Origin of the sequence: Stenotrophomonas nitritireducens, from assembly GCF_001431425.1 — a bacterium.
Taxonomy (GTDB): Bacteria; Pseudomonadota; Gammaproteobacteria; order Xanthomonadales; family Xanthomonadaceae; genus Stenotrophomonas; species Stenotrophomonas nitritireducens.
On the sequence record NZ_LDJG01000001.1, the window covers coordinates 80,759 to 95,509 of the forward strand.

The window sequence follows — 14,751 nt, forward strand, 5'->3', positions numbered from 1 at the left end:
CGCGGCAGGGCGGGGCTGCGTGGGTGACGGTAGAATGCCGCCATGCCCACGCACTTCGACAACCTGGCCAATCACCTGCTGGTCGCCTTGCCCTCGCTGACCGATTCGGCATTCGCGCGCAGCGTCGCGCTGGTCTGCCAGCACGACGACAACGGCGCGATGGGCGTGGTGGTCAACCAGCCATCGGAATACACGCTGGGCGAAGTGCTCTCGCAGATGGAGATCGACACCGGCGACGAGCGCCTGCGCACGGTGCCGGTGCTCAACGGCGGTCCGGTGCATACCGGCCGCGGCTTCGTCATCCACGACGATGCCCGCGACTGGGATTCCAGCCTGGTGGTGGGCGAGGGCCTGTACCTGACCACCTCGCGCGACATCCTCGAGGCGATGGCCCGTGGCGACGGCCCGCGCAATGCGCTGGTCACGCTCGGTTGCGCCGGTTGGGGCGCCGGGCAGCTGGAACAGGAACTGGCCGAGGACAGCTGGCTGACCGTGCCGGCCGACCCGGAGGTGCTGTTCGATGCGCCGCTGGACGAGCGCTGGCAGCTGGCCGCCTCGCGCATCGGCGTGGATCTGTTCCGCATGGCCGGATACAGCGGCCATGCCTGATCCGGCAGCGCTTTCGCCCGACAGCACCGTGCTCGGTTTCGACGTCGGTTCGCGCCGGATCGGCGTGGCCATCGGCAGCGCCTTCAGTGTCGGCGCCCGCGCCCTGGCGGTGATCGACGTGCGTGCCGACGGTCCCGACTGGGCCGCACTGGATCGCCTGCACAAGGAATGGCGGCCGCAGGGCCTGATCGTGGGCGATCCGCTCACCCTCGAAGGCGACGACCAGCCCAACCGCAAGCGTGCCCACGCCTTCGCCCGCCAGTTGCAGCAGCGCTACCGCTTGCCGGTGCTGCTGGTGGACGAGCGTTCCAGTTCGGTGGAAGCGGCGCGCCGTTTCGCCACCGAGCGCGCCGAAGGCCGCAAGCGCCGCCGCGATGCCGCCAATCTCGACGCGGTGGCCGCCGCGGTCATCATCGAACGCTGGCTGTCCTCCCCGGGCGACGCCACTCCTGTTTCCTGACCCCCAAGACCTGCCATGACCGCTTCCCAACTCGATGCCGACGGACGCCTGCGCCACCTGCTGACCCTGGAGGGCCTGCCGCGCGAACACCTGCTGCAGCTGCTGGACCGCGCCGGGCAGATCCGCGATGCGGCGGTGGGAAGGGTCGGCAACAAGCGCGGCGTGCTGGCCGGCACCGCGGTGTGCACGCTGTTCTTCGAACCTTCCACGCGCACCCGCAGTTCGTTCCAGCTCGCCGCGCAGCGGCTGGGCGCGGACGTGCTGAACTTCGACGCCTCCACCTCGTCCACGCGCAAGGGCGAGACCGCCTGCGACACGCTGCGCAACCTGGAAGCGATGGGCGTGCGCGGCTTCGTGGTGCGCCATCCCGATGATGGCGCCGTGGCCGGGCTGGCCGCTGCAGCGGGCGAGGGCACCGCGCTGGTCAATGCAGGCGATGGCCGCAGTTCGCATCCCACGCAGGGCCTGCTGGACATGCTGACCCTGCGCCAGGCCAAGGGCCCGGATTTCTCGAAGCTGAAAGTGCTGATCGTCGGCGACGTGAAGCACTCGCGCGTGGCGCGCACCGACCTGCACGCGCTGCGCACGCTGGGCGTGAGCGAGATCCGCGTCTGCGGACCGCAGTCGCTGCTGCCGGACGACGACACGCTTCGCGGCTGCGTGGTCGGGCAGGACTTCGACGCCATGCTCGAAGGCGCCGACGCGCTGATGATGCTGCGCCTGCAGCGCGAGCGCATGGAAGAAGGGCTGGTGCCGTCGCTGGAGCAGTACCACGACGAATACGGGCTGACCGCCACGCGCCTGCGCCGTGCCGCCGCCGACGCGGCGGTCCTGCATCCGGGGCCGATCAACCGCGGCGTCGAAGTCACCGACGAAGTGGCCGACGGCCCGCAGTCGTGGGTCCTGCGCCAGGTCGCCAATGGCGTGGCGGTGCGCATGGCGGTGCTGGAGACGCTGCTGGGCTGACCTGCTCCCGGTAGGGCCGGCCAGCGGCCGGCACCACCGCCCCGGCGTCGGTATCAGCGCTGCTGCGCGAACAGCCAGCACCACATCGCCGGGTCGGCGTAAGTGGCGTCCCAGGCGTTGTGGTTGCCGTGCGGGTACTCGGTATAGCGCGCGTCGCGGGCGCCCACCGCCTGGAAGGCAGCATGCAGCCTGCGGTCGTCGTCCGGCCGCACCACGTCGTCGCGCGCGCCATGGAAGATCCAGAGCGGCACGTTCTCCAGGCGTCGGGCGATCGCCATGTAGGGATCGGCCTCCTGCGCGACGGCCTCGACGAGCAGGCCCGGGCGCTCGTTGCGCGGGGCGCGCACCGCGCCGCAGACCGGCACGACCGCGGCGAAGCGCGCGGGTTCGGCCAGGGCGATGTTCCAGCTGCCGTAACCGCCCATCGACATGCCGGTCAGGTACTGGCGCTTCGGATCGGCCCCGAATTCGCGGATCGCCGCATCGAGCGCCGCGATCGCCAGGCGATTGTTGCGCCCGCTCCATTCTTCGCCGTCGGCGACCTGTGGCAGCACGGCCAGGGCGGGGAAATCCGCCGCGTGGGCGCGCAGGTAGGGCCCCAGGCCGGCCTCGGTCTGGCGGAAGCCGTCGTTACCGCGTTCGCCGGAACCATGCAGGAACAGCACCACCGGCAAGGCGCCGGGCCCGCGCGCGGCCGCGGCCGGGACGAATACCTGATAGGGCATGCGCATGCCGTCGAGCTCGACGGTGCGGGCGACGAAACGGCCATGGCCGGTGTCGGGGATCGAGACGCAGCCAGCGATGACGGCCATCAGAAAGAGCAGGGCAAGGCGATGCAGACGGGGAAAGGCCATGGAACGCTCCGCGCCAGGGGTCCGGTCATCGTACTCCGCGGCCCGGCGCCCATACCCGTGCGGTCCCGCATCAGGGGCTGGGCGCGCTGGCGAGGATCGCCAACTGCTCGACGGCCTCGGCATTGCCGGCCGCGGCGGCGGCGCGGACCTGCGCCAGATCGGGATGGAGCACCACCAGCAGCGGGAACTCGCACTGCGGGCAGGCGTATTCGCTCTGCTCGTCGTGCAGTTCCATTTCCATCTGCCGGGAGTTGCCCTGCCATCCGCAGGCGGGGCAGGTGTGGTGGTGTTCGCGCCATCCTGGCTGGTAGTAATCGGTGAGGGTGGTGGTCATGGCGAAGTGTCCGGCGTGTCGGTCGCATGATATCCGGCGGGCGTGGCCGTCCGTCGGGACCGGCGCAGCCGCATGCATGGGTTCGGCTAGAATCGCCGCGCCCGCACGGGCATCCATCCACACAGGAAGTGAACGCATGAAGAAGGGAATCAGGGCCGCCTGCGCTGGCGCCGCCGTACTGGCGGCGATGGCCTGGATGCAGGATGCGCAGGCGCAGCGCGCGCCGTGGTGGGAGCGGCAGAAGGCGGCACAGGCCGCCGCGCAGGCTGCAGAGGGCGATGAAGTCACCGCGCAGGCCGACGCCATGCCACCGCCCGTACGGCAGCCGCTGTCGCATGCGCCGGCGATCAGGCGCGAGAAGATCGAGGGGCCGGGCTACACGTGGATCGAGGCCGGCGTGGCCCGGCTGGACGTGGACCTGTACGACGTCGGCGAGCACGGCAATGGCGGTTATGCGCGCGGCTCGGTGGCGGTGACCGGCAATCTCTACGTCTTCGGCGGATACGACCGGGTGTCCAAGCAGTGGAACATGCAGGGCGAGCGCCTGGAAATCGCCATCGACCAGGCCGAAATCGGTCTTGGCGCGAGCCTTTCCCTGTCCCCGCGCACCGATTTCATCAGCGAGCTGTCGCTGCTGCGGTTGGGAGCGAAGCTGGACTACCGTGACCGGGAATACCCGGAAGATGATTTCAGCGGCCGCGACCACCTGTACGCCGGCAAGCTGATGCTGGGCATCCGCGCCCGGCCGGTGCCGAACCTGGAGCTGTGGGCCAAGGCCGGTTACCTGCGGGTGGACGACAACCTGCTGGTCGATCATTCGATGGTCGGCAACGTCGGCCTGCAGTACCGCTTCACCCCGGAATGGGGCCTGGTGGGCGAAGCGGAGTTCTACGAGGACGTGCGCTTCTATCGCCTGGGCGTGCGCGCCAGCTTCTGACCGGGAAACCGGGCAAGCCGCGCCGGAACCGCAGACGCGGGTTCCGGCGCGTTGCGCTCAGCGCAGCAGCACCACGGTGGCCAGCCCCAGGAAGGTGAAGAAGCCCATCGAGTCGGTGATCGCGGTCAGGAAGATGCCGCTGGCCAGCGCCGGGTCGAAGCCGAGCCGCTTGAGCGTCATCGGGATCAGCACGCCGGCCGATGCGGCCAGCAGCAGGTTGCAGGTCAGGGCGATGAAGATCACCAGCGACAGCCCGGGGTTGTGGAACCAGGCCAGCACGATCAGGCCCAGCACCGCGCCCATCAGCAGGCCGTTGAGCAGGGCCACGCGCAGTTCCTTCCACAGCAGCGCCTTCACGTTGGAGGCGCCGACCTGGCCCAGCGCCAGGCCGCGCACCATCAGCGCCAGTACCTGGGTGCCGGCGTTGCCGCCGAGGCCGGCGACCATCGGCATCAGCACCGCCAGCGCCACCAGCTTGTCGATGGTGCCTTCGAACTGGCCGACCACGTTGGCGGCGACGAAGGCGGTGCACAGGTTGACGAACAGCCACACCAGGCGCCGGCGCATCGCGCGCCATACCGGGCTGAACAGATCCTCGTCCTCGTCCAGGCCGGCGGCGCCCAGCGCCTGGTGCTCGGCCTGGCCGCGGATGATGTCCACCACGTCGTCGATGGTGATGCGGCCGATCAGGATGTTGTTGTCGTCCACCACCGGCGCCGAGACCCAGTCGTGGTCGGAGAACTGCCGCGCGACCTCGTCGGCGCTCTCGCCCACGTCGATGGCCGGCTGCTCGTCGTCGACCAGGCGGTTGATCGGGGTGCTGTCCTCGTGGGTGACCAGCGAGGCCAGCGAGACGCGGCCCAGATACTGGTGGCGGCGGCTGACCACGTACAGGTAGTCGGTGTGGTCGGGCAGCTCGCCGCGCAGGCGCAGGTAGCGCAGCACCACGTCGATGTTGACGTCGGCGCGCACGGTGACCACGTCCGGGTTCATCAGGCGCCCGGCGGTGTCCTCCGGATAGGACAGCACCTGCTCCAGGCGCTCGCGGTTCTCGCGGTCCATCGACTTGAGGACTTCGTCGATGACCGTGTCGGGCAGGTCCTCGACCAGGTCGGCCAGGTCGTCGATGTCCAGGTCTTCGACCGCGGCGATGATCTCGTCCGGGTCCATGTCGGCCAGCAGGCTTTCGCGCACTTCCTCGCCGACGTGGACCAGCACCTCGCCGTCGTCCTCCTGGTCGACCAGCCCCCACACCACCTCGCGCTTGCCCGGCGGCAGCGATTCGAGCAGGTTGCCGATCTCCGCCGGCGCCAGCGTGTTGACCAGCCGCCGGACTGGTCCCAGCCGGCCGCTGTCCAGCGCGTCGGAGAGCATGCGCAGCTGGCGTGCGGTCTTGTCGTGGCGTACGGCTTCGGCCATCGGGGCTCCGTAAAAGGGAGGGCCGCGATGCAGGATGCGGCAAGGAGAGTGTCGGGCGCGTCATTATCACGCGTGGATGTTTCAGTGCACACCCTTGCGGTCCGGATAAGGCCCGCCGTTCGGCGGCATCTGCGACAAATGCCGGATGCGCGGGGTAGCCGGCCAGCGGCCGGCACGTTCTCAGGCGCTGGCGGCCTGCACGATCCAGCGCTCGATGCCGCGCCGGTCGCGTGCCTGCAGCAGTTTGCCGGCGCGCGCGCGCAGTTCGCCGTGGTTGCAGTCGCGGATCGCCCGGCGCACTTCCAGCAGCGTGGCCGGATGCAGGCTGAACTCCGTCAGGCCCAGGGCCAGCAGCAGCGGCGTCATGCGCGGGTCGCCGGCGATCTCGCCGCAGACCGACAGCGGCGTGCCATGCGCCCGCGCGGTCCCGATCACCTGCGCCAGCAGCTGCAGCACCGCCGGGTGTAGCGGCGAGTACAGTTCGCCCACCGCTTCGTTGTTGCGGTCGGCCGCCAGCAGGTATTGCACCAGGTCGTTGGTGCCGATAGACAGGAAGTCGACCTGGTCGATGAAGGTCGGCAGGGCGATGGCCGCGGCCGGGACCTCGATCATCGCGCCGACCGGCACGTGCTCGGCCAGGGCATGGCCTTCCTCGCGCAGCGTGGCCACCAGCCGCGTCATGCGCCGCTTGAGCGCGAGGATTTCCTCGCGGGTGCTGACCATCGGCAGCAGGATGCGCACCGGGCCATAGCCGGAGGCGCGCAGCAGCGCACGCAGCTGGGTGTCGGCGACCCTGGGATGCGCCAGCAGCAGGCGGATGCCGCGCAGGCCCAGCGCCGGGTTTTCTTCGCGGCCCAGCACCAGCCCGCTGCGGTCGGCCTTGTCCGCGCCCAGGTCGAGGATGCGGATGGTGACCGGGCGCCCGCTCATGCCGAGCACGGCGTCGCGGTAATGGTGGAACTGTTCGTCCTCGTCCGGCAGGCCGTTGCGCTGCAGGAACAGGAACTCGGTGCGGTACAGGCCCAGCCCGTGCGCGCCGAGGGCATGCGCGCGCGCCACGTCCTCGCGCGATTCGGCATTGGCCAGCAGGGTGATGTCCACGCCGTCCACGGTGCGGCTCGGCTTGGAGCGCAGGTGGCCGAGCTCGCGCTGTTCGCGCGCCAGTTCGCGCAGGCGCTGGCGGTACTGGCGTAGGTCGTCGGCGGCCGGCTCCAGCACCACCTCGCCGCTGCCGCCGTCCACGATCAGTACGTCGCCGTCGTTGATCCGGTGCAGCACGCCGCTGGCGCCGACCACCAGCGGCAGGTGCAGGCTGCGGGCGAGGATGGCGCTGTGCGACAGCGGGCTGCCGGCGCTGGTGACGATGCCGACCACGCCCTGCGACTGCAGCTGCGCCAGCTCCGAGGGCGCGACGTTCTCGCACACCAGGATTTCGCCGGCCAGGCCCTTCATGCCGGCCGGGCGCTTGTGCAGGAAGGCGTTGATGCGGCCGATCACATGGTCCAGGTCGTCCAGGCGGCTGCGCAGGTAGTCGTCCTCCATGCCCTCGAACACCTGGGCCAGGGTGTCGCGCTGCAGGCGCAGGGCGTAGGCCGCGCTGTAACGATGGCTGCGGATGCGCTCGTCCAGCGCCAGCAGCAGCTCCGGATCGTCCAGCAGCATCGCGTGCAGGTCGAGGAACTCGCCGACTTCGGCCGGCAGGGCGCCCTGCAGGCGCTGGCGCAGTTCGCGCATCTCCGCGCGGGCCGACTCGATGGCCTGGTGCAGGCGCTGCAGTTCGGCTTCGACCGCGTTGGCGGGGATGCGCTTTTCGGTGACTTCCTGCGCATGCGGCAGGCGCACGCGGGCGCGGCCGAGCGCGCTGCCGCGCGAGGCGCCGTGGCCGTGCAGGCGCAGCGCGGTCATGCCGCCGCGCCTCCCGGCGCGGTGCTGGCAGGGGCCGACGCTGCGTCCGGCGCCATCAGCTGTCCTCGTCGAAACGGCGCTCGAACAGGTCCACGACCGCCGCCATCGCGTCGGTCTCGTCCTCGCCCTGTACCCGCACCGTGACCGGCGTGCCCTGGCCGGCGGCCAGCAGCATCACGCCCATGATGCTCTTGGCGTTGACCTCGCGGCCCTTGGCGACCAGCGTGGCGTTGGCGCGGAAGCCGGACAGCAGCTGCACCAGCTTGGCGGTCGCGCGGGCATGCAGTCCCAGGCGGTTGGATACGGTGAGTTCGCGTTCAAGCATCGTCGATGATGGCTCCATTGCGGGCGCCCGCCGCGGCGGTGGCGGGCAGTTGGTCCAGTCCCTGTTCCGGATAATTCATCACCCGCAGCAGCATCGGCAGGCTCAGCGCCGACACCCGCCGCACCGGCGTTCCCAGCCGCGCCAGCCGCGCCGCAAGGTTGCTCGGGCTGGCCCCGTACAGATCGGTCAGCACCAGCACGCCGCCTTCGCCTTCCACCCGCCGCATGGCCGCCGAGGCCAGCGGCAGCTGCGCGTCCAGGTCCGCGTCGAACGGCACCTCGAAGGCCTCGGCCTTGAGCGGAAGCTGGCGCAGCAGGCGCGTGGCCACTTCCAGCAGGGAAGAGCCGACGCCGGGATGGGTCACGAGGAGAATGCCGCAGGTCATCATTGAACGTTAACAGGTCAGGCGCAGTCCGCGATAGCGCCCGGATCGTGTCTTCAGTACGCCATTCAGTCCTGTTCCCGGTGGAACGTGGCCACGTCCTGCCAGCCCTGCGCACGGGCATGCCGGGCCAGGCGTTCGGCCAGGTAGACCGAGCGGTGCTTGCCGCCGGTGCAGCCGAAGGCGACGGTCACGTAGCTGCGGGTATCGCTGCCCAGCTTGGGCAGCCAGGTGTCGAGCAGGTCTTCGAGCTGGGCGGCATAGCGCACCACTTCCGGCTGCGCGTCCAGGTACTCGCGTACCTCGCGGTCGCGGCCGGTCAGCGACCGCAGTTCCGGGTCCCAGTGCGGATTGGGCAGCACCCGGGCGTCGAACACGAAGTCGGCCTCGGCCGGCACGCCGCGCTTGTAAGCGAAGGATTCGAACAGCAGCGACAGGCCGCCGCCATGGCCAAGCGCGTACTCGGTGATCAGCTTGCGGCGCAGCTGGTGCACGTTGAGCCGGCTGGTGTCGATGATGGCGTCGGCCTCGTGGCGCAGCGGCGCGGTCAGCTCGCGTTCGCGCACGATGGCCTCGGGCAGGGACAGGCCGAGCTGGCTGAGCGGGTGGCGCCGCCGCGTGTCGGCGAAGCGCGCCAGCAGGGTGTCGTCGTCGGCCTCGAAGAACAGCAGGGTCGCCTCGATGTCGTGGTCCCTGGCGCTCTGCCGCCATTGCCCGAGCTGGCTCAGGTCGCTGCGGCCGCGCGCGTCGATGCCCAGCGCCATGCGCTGCGGGCGCCCCTCGTTGCGTTCGCCGAGCACGCCGCGCACGAATTCCGGCAGCAGGTTCACCGGGATGTTGTCCGAACAGTAGTAGTCCAGGTCCTCGAAGGTCTTCAGCGCCACCGACTTGCCCGAGCCGGACAGGCCGCTGACGATGACCAGCACCGGGGACGGTGTGGCGTTCATGGATTGCGTTGCTCCAACAGGTTGCTGTGGCGGGCGATGAACATCGCCGCAGGATCGATGCCCTTGGTGCGCAGGATGTGCAGGCGCGTGGCGGCCTCGGTCAGCACCGCCAGGTTGCGGCCGGGCATCACCGGCAGGGTGATCAGCGGCACGTCCAGGTCGAGCACGTGGCGCTTGCCGGAATCGCCGGTCAGGCGTTCGTAGCCATAGGCACTGGGTTCGGTCATCGGCTTGGTCAGGTGGACGATGAGCCGAAGGTACTTGTTCTTCTTTACAGACGTGTCACCGAACATCTGGCGCACGTTGAGCACGCCAAGCCCGCGCACTTCCAGCAGGTCCTGCAGCAGTTCCGGGCAGGTGCCGTCGAGCACGTCCGGGGCGATCTGGGTGAACTCGGGGGCGTCGTCGGCGACCAGCCGGTGGCCGCGGCTGAGCAGTTCCAGCGCCAGTTCGCTCTTGCCCGATCCGGCCTCGCCGGTGATCAGCACGCCGATGGAGTAGATCTCCATGAACACGCCGTGCAGGATGATCCGCGGCGCCAGCGTGCGCGCCAGGTGGTAGGACAGGTGGTTGAGCAGTTCGTGGCCGCGCCGCGGCGAGACCCACAGCGGGGTCTGCGATTCGTCGGCCGCCGCGCGCAGGTCTTCCGGGCAGCCATGGCTCTTGGTGATGACCAGGGCCAGCGGCCGCGCCTGGATGATCCGCTCGATCACCTCCCAGCGCTGGCGCGAATCCAGCGAGTCCAGCCAGGACAGTTCCTCGGTGCCCAGGATCTGCACCTTGTTCGGGTAGATGGTGTTGAGGTAGCCGGCCAGCGACGGGCGCCGCGCGACAGTGTCGCCGGCATCCAGTTCGCGGTTGCCGCCGGCCTGGCCCGCGGCCCAGCGCAGGTCCAGTTTCTCGCGCTGCTGGTCGAACAGTTCGCGCGCGGTGATGCGGGTGTTCATGAGGGACGGATCCGCTGCGGATGGTCGAGGATCTGCTTGAGCGCGCTGCCGTCGCTGGCCGCGCGCAGGGCGTCGCGCACATCGGCGTCGGAGAAGATTTCCGCCAGTTCGGACAGCAGCATCAGGTGCTGGTGGGTGTAGTGCTCGGGCACCGCCATGGCGAATACCAGGTCGACCGGCTCGGTGCCGCCGAAATCGACGGGCTGCAGCAGCCGCAGGAAGGCGCCGCGCGGACGTTGCAGGGTCGGGGAGCGGCCGTGCGGGATGGCGATGCCATGGCCGATGGCGGTACTGCCGACATTCTCCCTGTCGCACAGGCTCTGGAAGATGCTTTCGGCACCGGCTTCGCGGCAGGCGAGCAGGCCGGCGGCGGCGCGCAGGGCGCTGTCGCGGTCGGCGGCCGCGAGTACCCGGGTACTCACGGCCGCCATCAGGTCATTCAGGGGCATGACTGCAACGGACGATGGCGGATGTCAGCCATTGTCGCGCAGTGCATGGGAGGCGTGGGGAAGATGCTTTTCCTTGTGCTTGATCACCAGCCGGTCGAGCTTGTCGGCCAGCAGGTCGATCGCCGCATACATGGTCTGGCCGCCGGCCTCGGCGTGCAGGGTCTGGCCGGGAAGATTGGCGCTGGCATCGACATGGTGCTCGTTTTTCTGCAGCGACAGGGTCACCCTGACTTCGCAGTGCTGGTCGAAGTGCTTGCCCAGCCGTTGCAGCTTGGTTTCCACGTACTCCTTCAGGGCGGGGGTGACTTCCACGTCTTTGCCAAACGTTTCGATACGCATCGGATGCCTCCTGTGGTTCGGGGGTGCCAATGAACCCTGCCGCCAGCCGCGAGCGTTTCAGACAAGACGTACGCGCTCGTGGGAGGCGGAGATGTTCATGGCTTCACGATACTTCGCCACGGTGCGGCGCGCCACCGGTATTCCGCTGTCCTTGAGCATGTCGGCCAGCTTGGCGTCAGAAAGCGGCTTGCGCGGGTTCTCGGCGTCGATCAGGCGCCGGATCATCGACTGGATGGCGGTGCTGGAGGCCTCGCCGCCGCCATCGGTATCGATGCCGGAGGCGAAGAATGCGCGCAGCGGCAGGGTGCCGCGCGGGGTGCGCACGTGCTTGCGCGCGATGGTGCGCGAGATGGTGGATTCGTGCAGGTCCAGTTCGGCGGCGATCTCGCGCAGGGTCAGCGGGCGCAGCGCCTGCGCGCCGAACTCGAGGAAGCCGGCCTGGTGGTGCAGCAGGCTGTTGACCACGCGCAGCAGGGTCTCGCCGCGCGCTTCCAGGCCCTTGAGCAGCCAACGCGCTTCCTGCAACTGGGTGCGCAGGTAGCTGGCGTCGGCGTCGCCGCAGCGGCGGATCAGCTGCTCGTAGCCGCGGTGGATCACCACGCGCGGACCGGCATGGCCGGCGAGCGCGGCCTTCCAGACGCCACGCTGGCGCCAGACCACGCAGTCGGGAATGACGTAATCGTCGGAGGACACCTCGCCCAGCTGCCGGCCCGGGCGCGGGTCCAGCGAGCGCAGCAGCTGCACGGCCTCCTCAACGGCTTCCACCGGCTGCCGCAGCTCGGCGGCGATGCCGGGGATGCCGGCGCGCGGCAGGCGTTCCAGCGGGCCTTCGGCGATCCGCCGGGCCAGGCACAGGCCCGGGGTGGCGGCGGGCAGGGCATCGAGCTGCAGCGACAGGCATTCGCCCAGCGTGCGCGCGCCGACGCCGGCCGGGTCGAAGCGCTGGATCCGGTGCAGCACGGTAAGGATCTCGTCCTCGCTGGCCGCGATGTCCGGGCGCAGGGCCTCGGCGACCGCCGGCAGCGGTTCGCGCAGATAGCCGTCCTCGTCCAGCGCGTCGATCAGGGCGACGCCGATGGCGCGGTCGCGCGCGCTGAGGTGGGAAAGGTGCAGCTGCCACAGCAGGTGGTCGGCGAGGGTATCGGCTTCGGCGATGCGCTCGCCGGCATCGCCGTCGTTGTCGTCGAACGAGCCGCCCTGGCCACCACTCCATTGTTCGTTCTCGCCGGGCCATTCGGCGCCGTCGTCGCCGCGGCCATCGTCGGCGCCGGCCTGCGCGGGCGCATCGGCATGTTCGCCGGCAGGCTCCGCCGGGGCGGCGTCCTCGGCCCATTCCAGCAGCGGGTTGGTTTCCACCGCCTCGCTCAGTTCAAGCTCCAGCTCCGCGCTGGACATCTGCAGCAGGCGGATGGCCTGGCGCAGCTGCGGCGTCATGACCAGCTGCTGTCCCAGCGATGTCTGCAGCCGTGCTTTCATCCGGGTTTCCGGCGGTAGGAGGGGCGACCCGCCGCATCCGGGTCAGAGCGTGAAGCTGTCTCCAAGGTAGACACGGCGGACGTCGGTATTGGACAGCAGCTCTTCCGGTGCTCCCTGCGCCAGTACGCTGCCTTCGGCGAGGATATACGCGCGGTCGCAGATTCCCAAGGTCTCGCGGACGTTGTGGTCGGTGATCAGCACGCCGATGCCGCGCTGCTTGAGGTGGGTGACGATGCGCTGGATCTCGCCGACCGAGATCGGGTCGACGCCGGCGAAGGGCTCGTCGAGCAGGATCAGGCGCGGCCTGGCGGCCAGCGCGCGGGCGATCTCGCAGCGGCGGCGCTCGCCGCCGGACAGGCTGGCGCCGGCCTGGTCGGCGACGTGGCCGATCTGCAGTTCGTCCAGCAGCGCGGACAGTTCGCGTTCGCGGCCGTCGGCATCCAGGTCTTCGCGCAGTTCCAGCACCAGGCGGATGTTGTCGGCCACGCTGAGCTTGCGGAACACCGACGGCTCCTGCGGCAGGTAGCCGACGCCGAGCTTGGCGCGCGCGTACATCGGTTCGCCGGTGATGTCGCGGCCGTCCAGTTCGATGCGGCCGGCATCGCTCTCGACCAGGCCGACGATCATGTAGAAGCAGGTGGTCTTGCCGGCGCCGTTGGGGCCGAGCAGGCCGACCACTTCGCCGGCGTCGAGGGTGAGGCCGAACTCGCGGACCACCTCGCGGTTCTTGTAGCGCTTGCGCAGGCCCTGGGCGACGAGCATTACTTCTTCTCTCCCGCCGCGGCCGGCGCCTTGTTCTTGGGCTGGATCACGGTGCGCACGCGGGTGCCGTCGCCGCCGCTCTGCATGTCGCCGCTGCGGGTGTTGTAGACCATGCGCTGGCCGGCGTTGGAGCCGCGCTCGGAATCGACCTTGTAGTTGCCGGTCAGCACGATGACTTCGCTGTTGACGTTGTAGTCGAGGTTGTCGGCGCGGGCATTCATCCAGGTGCCGTCGTCCATCTGCTGCTTGAGCGTGGCCTGCTTGCCGGTGAGCACGACGCGTTCGGTCTCGCCGTTCTTCTGGATCACGTCCGCGGTTTCGGCGTGGATTTCCAGCGTGCCCTGGGTGATGACCACGTTGCCGCTGAAGCGGTACTTGCCGTTGCCACCGGCCAGGTTGCCTGCGCTATGGTCGGCGGCGATGTCCATGGGCTGGTTGCGGTCGGACTCCTTCGCCTCAGCCATGCCGGGAACGAGCAGGGCGGCGAACAGGGCGGCCGGCGCGAGCTTAGCGGGCAGCATTGGGTTCATAGCGGGTCTTGACCTGGGAAAGAAGGGAATATTGCCGCGACTTCAGGTCGGCCTCGAAGCCGACGCCGGTCTGCTCCAGGCCCGGGCGGGTCAGGGTGACACGCTCGGCGGTGCGGGCCTGGTTGCGTTCGGGGAAGACGTCCAGCGCGGTGGTGCGGAAGGTCGTGGGCGGGGTGGTGCCGTCCTGCGGGCTGTCGCCGGCGACGTTGCCGCGCAGGCGCAGTTCCTCGCCCTTGGCGCTGACCCAGCCGGTGTCGGCCTGCAGCTGCCAATGCTGGCCTTCGGCGTCGGGCAGCAGGAACACGGGCCTGACGATGGTCGAGGTCTGGTCGGCGGCGTTGCGCTCCATGGAAGGCGCGCGCAGGGTGGCCGCTTCCTTGCCGTCCTTGTCCAGGGTCACGATCTCGAAATCGCCCAGCACGTAGTCCGCGCGCACCTGCGAGGCGCCGGAAGGCGCCTTGGTTTCGCGGTGCCGCCATGCCGACCAGCCGCTGGCCAGCGCCGCCAGCAGCAGGCCGCTGCCGATGACCATGCGCCAGTTCATCGCGCGAACTCCGCCACGGCCGCGTCGAGCCTGCCCTGCGCGGCTAGCAGCACGTCGCACAGTTCGCGCGCGGCGCCGCGGCCGCCCTCGGCGCGGGTCTGCCAGTGCACGCGCCCGGCGATCAGCGGGTGCGCGTTGGCCGGCGCCACCGCCAGCCCGACCGCGCACAGCGGCGCCAGGTCGGGCAGGTCGTCGCCCATGAACGCCACCTGCTCCAGGCCGATGCCGAAGCGTTCGCACAGCACGCGCACGCTGGCCAGCTTGTCGCCGACGGCGATCTGCGTGTCGATGCCCAGGTCGGCGCCGCGCCGCTGCGCCGACAGGCTGTTGCGCGCGGTGATCAGCACCGGGTGGATGCCGTGCTTCTGCAGCAGTTTCAGGCCCAGGCCGTCCTGCACGAAGAACGCCTTGCTCTCGTTGCCGGCGTGGTCGTAGAACAGGCGCCCGTCGGTCAGCGTCCCGTCCACGTCGAAGCATGCCAGCCGGATATCGGCGGCGACGGCGTGCAGTGTGGCGGGGAAATGGGCGAGGGGAGACCAGGACATGGCGCGGGCGATCCGTTGCGG

Annotated in this window: 19 protein-coding genes; 4 read left to right on the top strand and 15 right to left on the bottom strand. The window is 69.9% G+C overall.

Annotation, left to right across the window (positions count from 1 at the left end; genetic code table 11):
- Positions 1-42 precede the first annotated feature (42 nt).
- The 3 genes from ABB22_RS00430 to ABB22_RS00440 are packed head-to-tail and all read left to right on the top strand — an operon-like array spanning position 43 to position 2,035.
- Entirely contained in the window at positions 43-609 is a 567-nt protein-coding gene (locus tag ABB22_RS00430) for a YqgE/AlgH family protein (protein WP_055767824.1), read from the top strand.
- Positions 602-1,069 (top strand): Holliday junction resolvase RuvX, encoded by a 468-nt coding sequence (gene ruvX, locus ABB22_RS00435; protein ID WP_055767827.1) that lies wholly within the window; start codon positions 602-604, stop codon positions 1,067-1,069. Before ABB22_RS00430 ends, ruvX begins: the two co-directional genes overlap by 8 nt.
- 15 nt (positions 1,070-1,084) lie before the next feature.
- Positions 1,085-2,035: an aspartate carbamoyltransferase catalytic subunit gene (locus ABB22_RS00440; RefSeq protein ID WP_055767831.1), complete on the top strand. Its 951-nt coding sequence runs from the start codon at positions 1,085-1,087 to the stop codon at positions 2,033-2,035.
- 53 nt (positions 2,036-2,088) lie between these two features.
- Here ABB22_RS00440 and ABB22_RS00445 read toward each other — a convergent pair whose 3' ends face one another.
- Both ABB22_RS00445 and ABB22_RS00450 read right to left on the bottom strand, forming a co-directional pair.
- A complete protein-coding gene (locus tag ABB22_RS00445) occupies positions 2,089-2,889 on the bottom strand; it encodes a carboxylesterase family protein (RefSeq protein WP_055767836.1) in 801 nt (266 codons plus the stop codon).
- Between the two features lie 70 nt (positions 2,890-2,959).
- A complete protein-coding gene (locus tag ABB22_RS00450) occupies positions 2,960-3,223 on the bottom strand; it encodes a hypothetical protein (protein WP_055767838.1) in 264 nt (87 codons plus the stop codon).
- 136 nt (positions 3,224-3,359) lie between these two features.
- Between ABB22_RS00450 and ABB22_RS00455 the strand changes: the two genes are divergently transcribed.
- On the top strand, positions 3,360-4,160 hold the full coding sequence (locus ABB22_RS00455) for a hypothetical protein (RefSeq protein WP_055767840.1): 801 nt from the start codon (positions 3,360-3,362) through the stop codon (positions 4,158-4,160).
- 57 nt (positions 4,161-4,217) lie between these two features.
- Here ABB22_RS00455 and mgtE read toward each other — a convergent pair whose 3' ends face one another.
- The 13 genes from mgtE to ABB22_RS00520 form a co-directional block, all read right to left on the bottom strand.
- Entirely contained in the window at positions 4,218-5,579 is a 1,362-nt protein-coding gene (gene mgtE / locus ABB22_RS00460; protein ID WP_055767843.1) for a magnesium transporter, read from the bottom strand.
- Positions 5,580-5,759: 180 nt separating this feature from the next.
- Positions 5,760-7,484, bottom strand: a complete 1,725-nt coding sequence (ptsP, locus tag ABB22_RS00465) for a phosphoenolpyruvate--protein phosphotransferase (RefSeq protein ID WP_055767846.1) — start codon at positions 7,482-7,484, stop codon at positions 5,760-5,762.
- A 55-nt stretch (positions 7,485-7,539) separates the two neighbouring features.
- Positions 7,540-7,809: an HPr family phosphocarrier protein gene (locus ABB22_RS00470; protein ID WP_055767849.1), complete on the bottom strand. Its 270-nt coding sequence runs from the start codon at positions 7,807-7,809 to the stop codon at positions 7,540-7,542.
- On the bottom strand, positions 7,802-8,194 hold the full coding sequence (locus tag ABB22_RS00475; RefSeq protein ID WP_055768503.1) for a PTS sugar transporter subunit IIA: 393 nt from the start codon (positions 8,192-8,194) through the stop codon (positions 7,802-7,804). The genes ABB22_RS00470 and ABB22_RS00475 overlap by 8 nt, the downstream gene beginning before the upstream one ends.
- A 65-nt stretch (positions 8,195-8,259) precedes the next feature.
- Positions 8,260-9,138 carry an RNase adapter RapZ gene (rapZ, locus tag ABB22_RS00480; RefSeq protein WP_055767852.1) on the bottom strand — a complete coding sequence of 293 codons (879 nt, stop codon included), beginning with the start codon at positions 9,136-9,138 and terminating at the stop codon, positions 8,260-8,262.
- Entirely contained in the window at positions 9,135-10,085 is a 951-nt protein-coding gene (gene hprK, locus ABB22_RS00485; RefSeq protein WP_055767855.1) for an HPr(Ser) kinase/phosphatase, read from the bottom strand. The genes rapZ and hprK overlap by 4 nt, the downstream gene beginning before the upstream one ends.
- The gene (locus ABB22_RS00490; protein ID WP_055767858.1) at positions 10,082-10,534 is read right to left on the bottom strand and encodes a PTS sugar transporter subunit IIA; all 453 of its coding nucleotides are present in this window, start codon (positions 10,532-10,534) and stop codon (positions 10,082-10,084) included. Before ABB22_RS00490 ends, hprK begins: the two co-directional genes overlap by 4 nt.
- Positions 10,535-10,558: 24 nt before the next feature.
- Positions 10,559-10,873, bottom strand: a complete 315-nt coding sequence (hpf, locus tag ABB22_RS00495; protein WP_055767861.1) for a ribosome hibernation-promoting factor, HPF/YfiA family — start codon at positions 10,871-10,873, stop codon at positions 10,559-10,561.
- A gap of 57 nt (positions 10,874-10,930) precedes the next feature.
- Positions 10,931-12,349 carry an RNA polymerase factor sigma-54 gene (locus ABB22_RS00500; protein ID WP_057504985.1) on the bottom strand — a complete coding sequence of 473 codons (1,419 nt, stop codon included), beginning with the start codon at positions 12,347-12,349 and terminating at the stop codon, positions 10,931-10,933.
- Between the two features lie 42 nt (positions 12,350-12,391).
- Positions 12,392-13,111 carry an LPS export ABC transporter ATP-binding protein gene (lptB, locus tag ABB22_RS00505; protein WP_055767868.1) on the bottom strand — a complete coding sequence of 240 codons (720 nt, stop codon included), beginning with the start codon at positions 13,109-13,111 and terminating at the stop codon, positions 12,392-12,394.
- Positions 13,111-13,641 carry a lipopolysaccharide transport periplasmic protein LptA gene (gene lptA / locus ABB22_RS00510; RefSeq protein WP_152983974.1) on the bottom strand — a complete coding sequence of 177 codons (531 nt, stop codon included), beginning with the start codon at positions 13,639-13,641 and terminating at the stop codon, positions 13,111-13,113. The genes lptB and lptA overlap by 1 nt, the downstream gene beginning before the upstream one ends.
- Positions 13,619-14,185, bottom strand: a complete 567-nt coding sequence (gene lptC / locus ABB22_RS00515; protein ID WP_055767874.1) for an LPS export ABC transporter periplasmic protein LptC — start codon at positions 14,183-14,185, stop codon at positions 13,619-13,621. Before lptC ends, lptA begins: the two co-directional genes overlap by 23 nt.
- The gene (locus ABB22_RS00520) at positions 14,182-14,730 is read right to left on the bottom strand and encodes a KdsC family phosphatase (protein ID WP_055767877.1); all 549 of its coding nucleotides are present in this window, start codon (positions 14,728-14,730) and stop codon (positions 14,182-14,184) included. Before ABB22_RS00520 ends, lptC begins: the two co-directional genes overlap by 4 nt.
- Positions 14,731-14,751 lie beyond the last annotated feature (21 nt).

Excerpts from the sequence above, each read along its gene's own strand:
- lptC (WP_055767874.1), bottom strand. The coding sequence starts at position 14,185 with ATGAACTGGCGCATGGTCATCGGCAGCGGCCTGCTGCTGGCGGCGCTG.
- ABB22_RS00490 (WP_055767858.1), bottom strand. The coding sequence starts at position 10,534 with ATGCCCCTGAATGACCTGATGGCGGCCGTGAGTACCCGGGTACTCGCG.
- hprK (WP_055767855.1), bottom strand. The coding sequence starts at position 10,085 with ATGAACACCCGCATCACCGCGCGCGAACTGTTCGACCAGCAGCGCGAG.
- ABB22_RS00475 (WP_055768503.1), bottom strand. The coding sequence starts at position 8,194 with ATGACCTGCGGCATTCTCCTCGTGACCCATCCCGGCGTCGGCTCTTCC.
- ABB22_RS00470 (WP_055767849.1), bottom strand. The coding sequence starts at position 7,809 with ATGCTTGAACGCGAACTCACCGTATCCAACCGCCTGGGACTGCATGCC.
- ABB22_RS00430 (WP_055767824.1), top strand. The coding sequence starts at position 43 with ATGCCCACGCACTTCGACAACCTGGCCAATCACCTGCTGGTCGCCTTG.
- ABB22_RS00500 (WP_057504985.1), bottom strand. The coding sequence starts at position 12,349 with ATGAAAGCACGGCTGCAGACATCGCTGGGACAGCAGCTGGTCATGACG.
- mgtE (WP_055767843.1), bottom strand. The coding sequence starts at position 5,579 with ATGGCCGAAGCCGTACGCCACGACAAGACCGCACGCCAGCTGCGCATG.
- lptA (WP_152983974.1), bottom strand. The coding sequence starts at position 13,641 with ATGAACCCAATGCTGCCCGCTAAGCTCGCGCCGGCCGCCCTGTTCGCC.
- hpf (WP_055767861.1), bottom strand. The coding sequence starts at position 10,873 with ATGCGTATCGAAACGTTTGGCAAAGACGTGGAAGTCACCCCCGCCCTG.
- ABB22_RS00520 (WP_055767877.1), bottom strand. The coding sequence starts at position 14,730 with ATGTCCTGGTCTCCCCTCGCCCATTTCCCCGCCACACTGCACGCCGTC.
- ruvX (WP_055767827.1), top strand. The coding sequence starts at position 602 with ATGCCTGATCCGGCAGCGCTTTCGCCCGACAGCACCGTGCTCGGTTTC.
- lptB (WP_055767868.1), bottom strand. The coding sequence starts at position 13,111 with ATGCTCGTCGCCCAGGGCCTGCGCAAGCGCTACAAGAACCGCGAGGTG.
- ABB22_RS00440 (WP_055767831.1), top strand. The coding sequence starts at position 1,085 with ATGACCGCTTCCCAACTCGATGCCGACGGACGCCTGCGCCACCTGCTG.
- rapZ (WP_055767852.1), bottom strand. The coding sequence starts at position 9,138 with ATGAACGCCACACCGTCCCCGGTGCTGGTCATCGTCAGCGGCCTGTCC.
- ABB22_RS00445 (WP_055767836.1), bottom strand. The coding sequence starts at position 2,889 with ATGGCCTTTCCCCGTCTGCATCGCCTTGCCCTGCTCTTTCTGATGGCC.
- ABB22_RS00450 (WP_055767838.1), bottom strand. The coding sequence starts at position 3,223 with ATGACCACCACCCTCACCGATTACTACCAGCCAGGATGGCGCGAACAC.
- ptsP (WP_055767846.1), bottom strand. The coding sequence starts at position 7,484 with ATGACCGCGCTGCGCCTGCACGGCCACGGCGCCTCGCGCGGCAGCGCG.
- ABB22_RS00455 (WP_055767840.1), top strand. The coding sequence starts at position 3,360 with ATGAAGAAGGGAATCAGGGCCGCCTGCGCTGGCGCCGCCGTACTGGCG.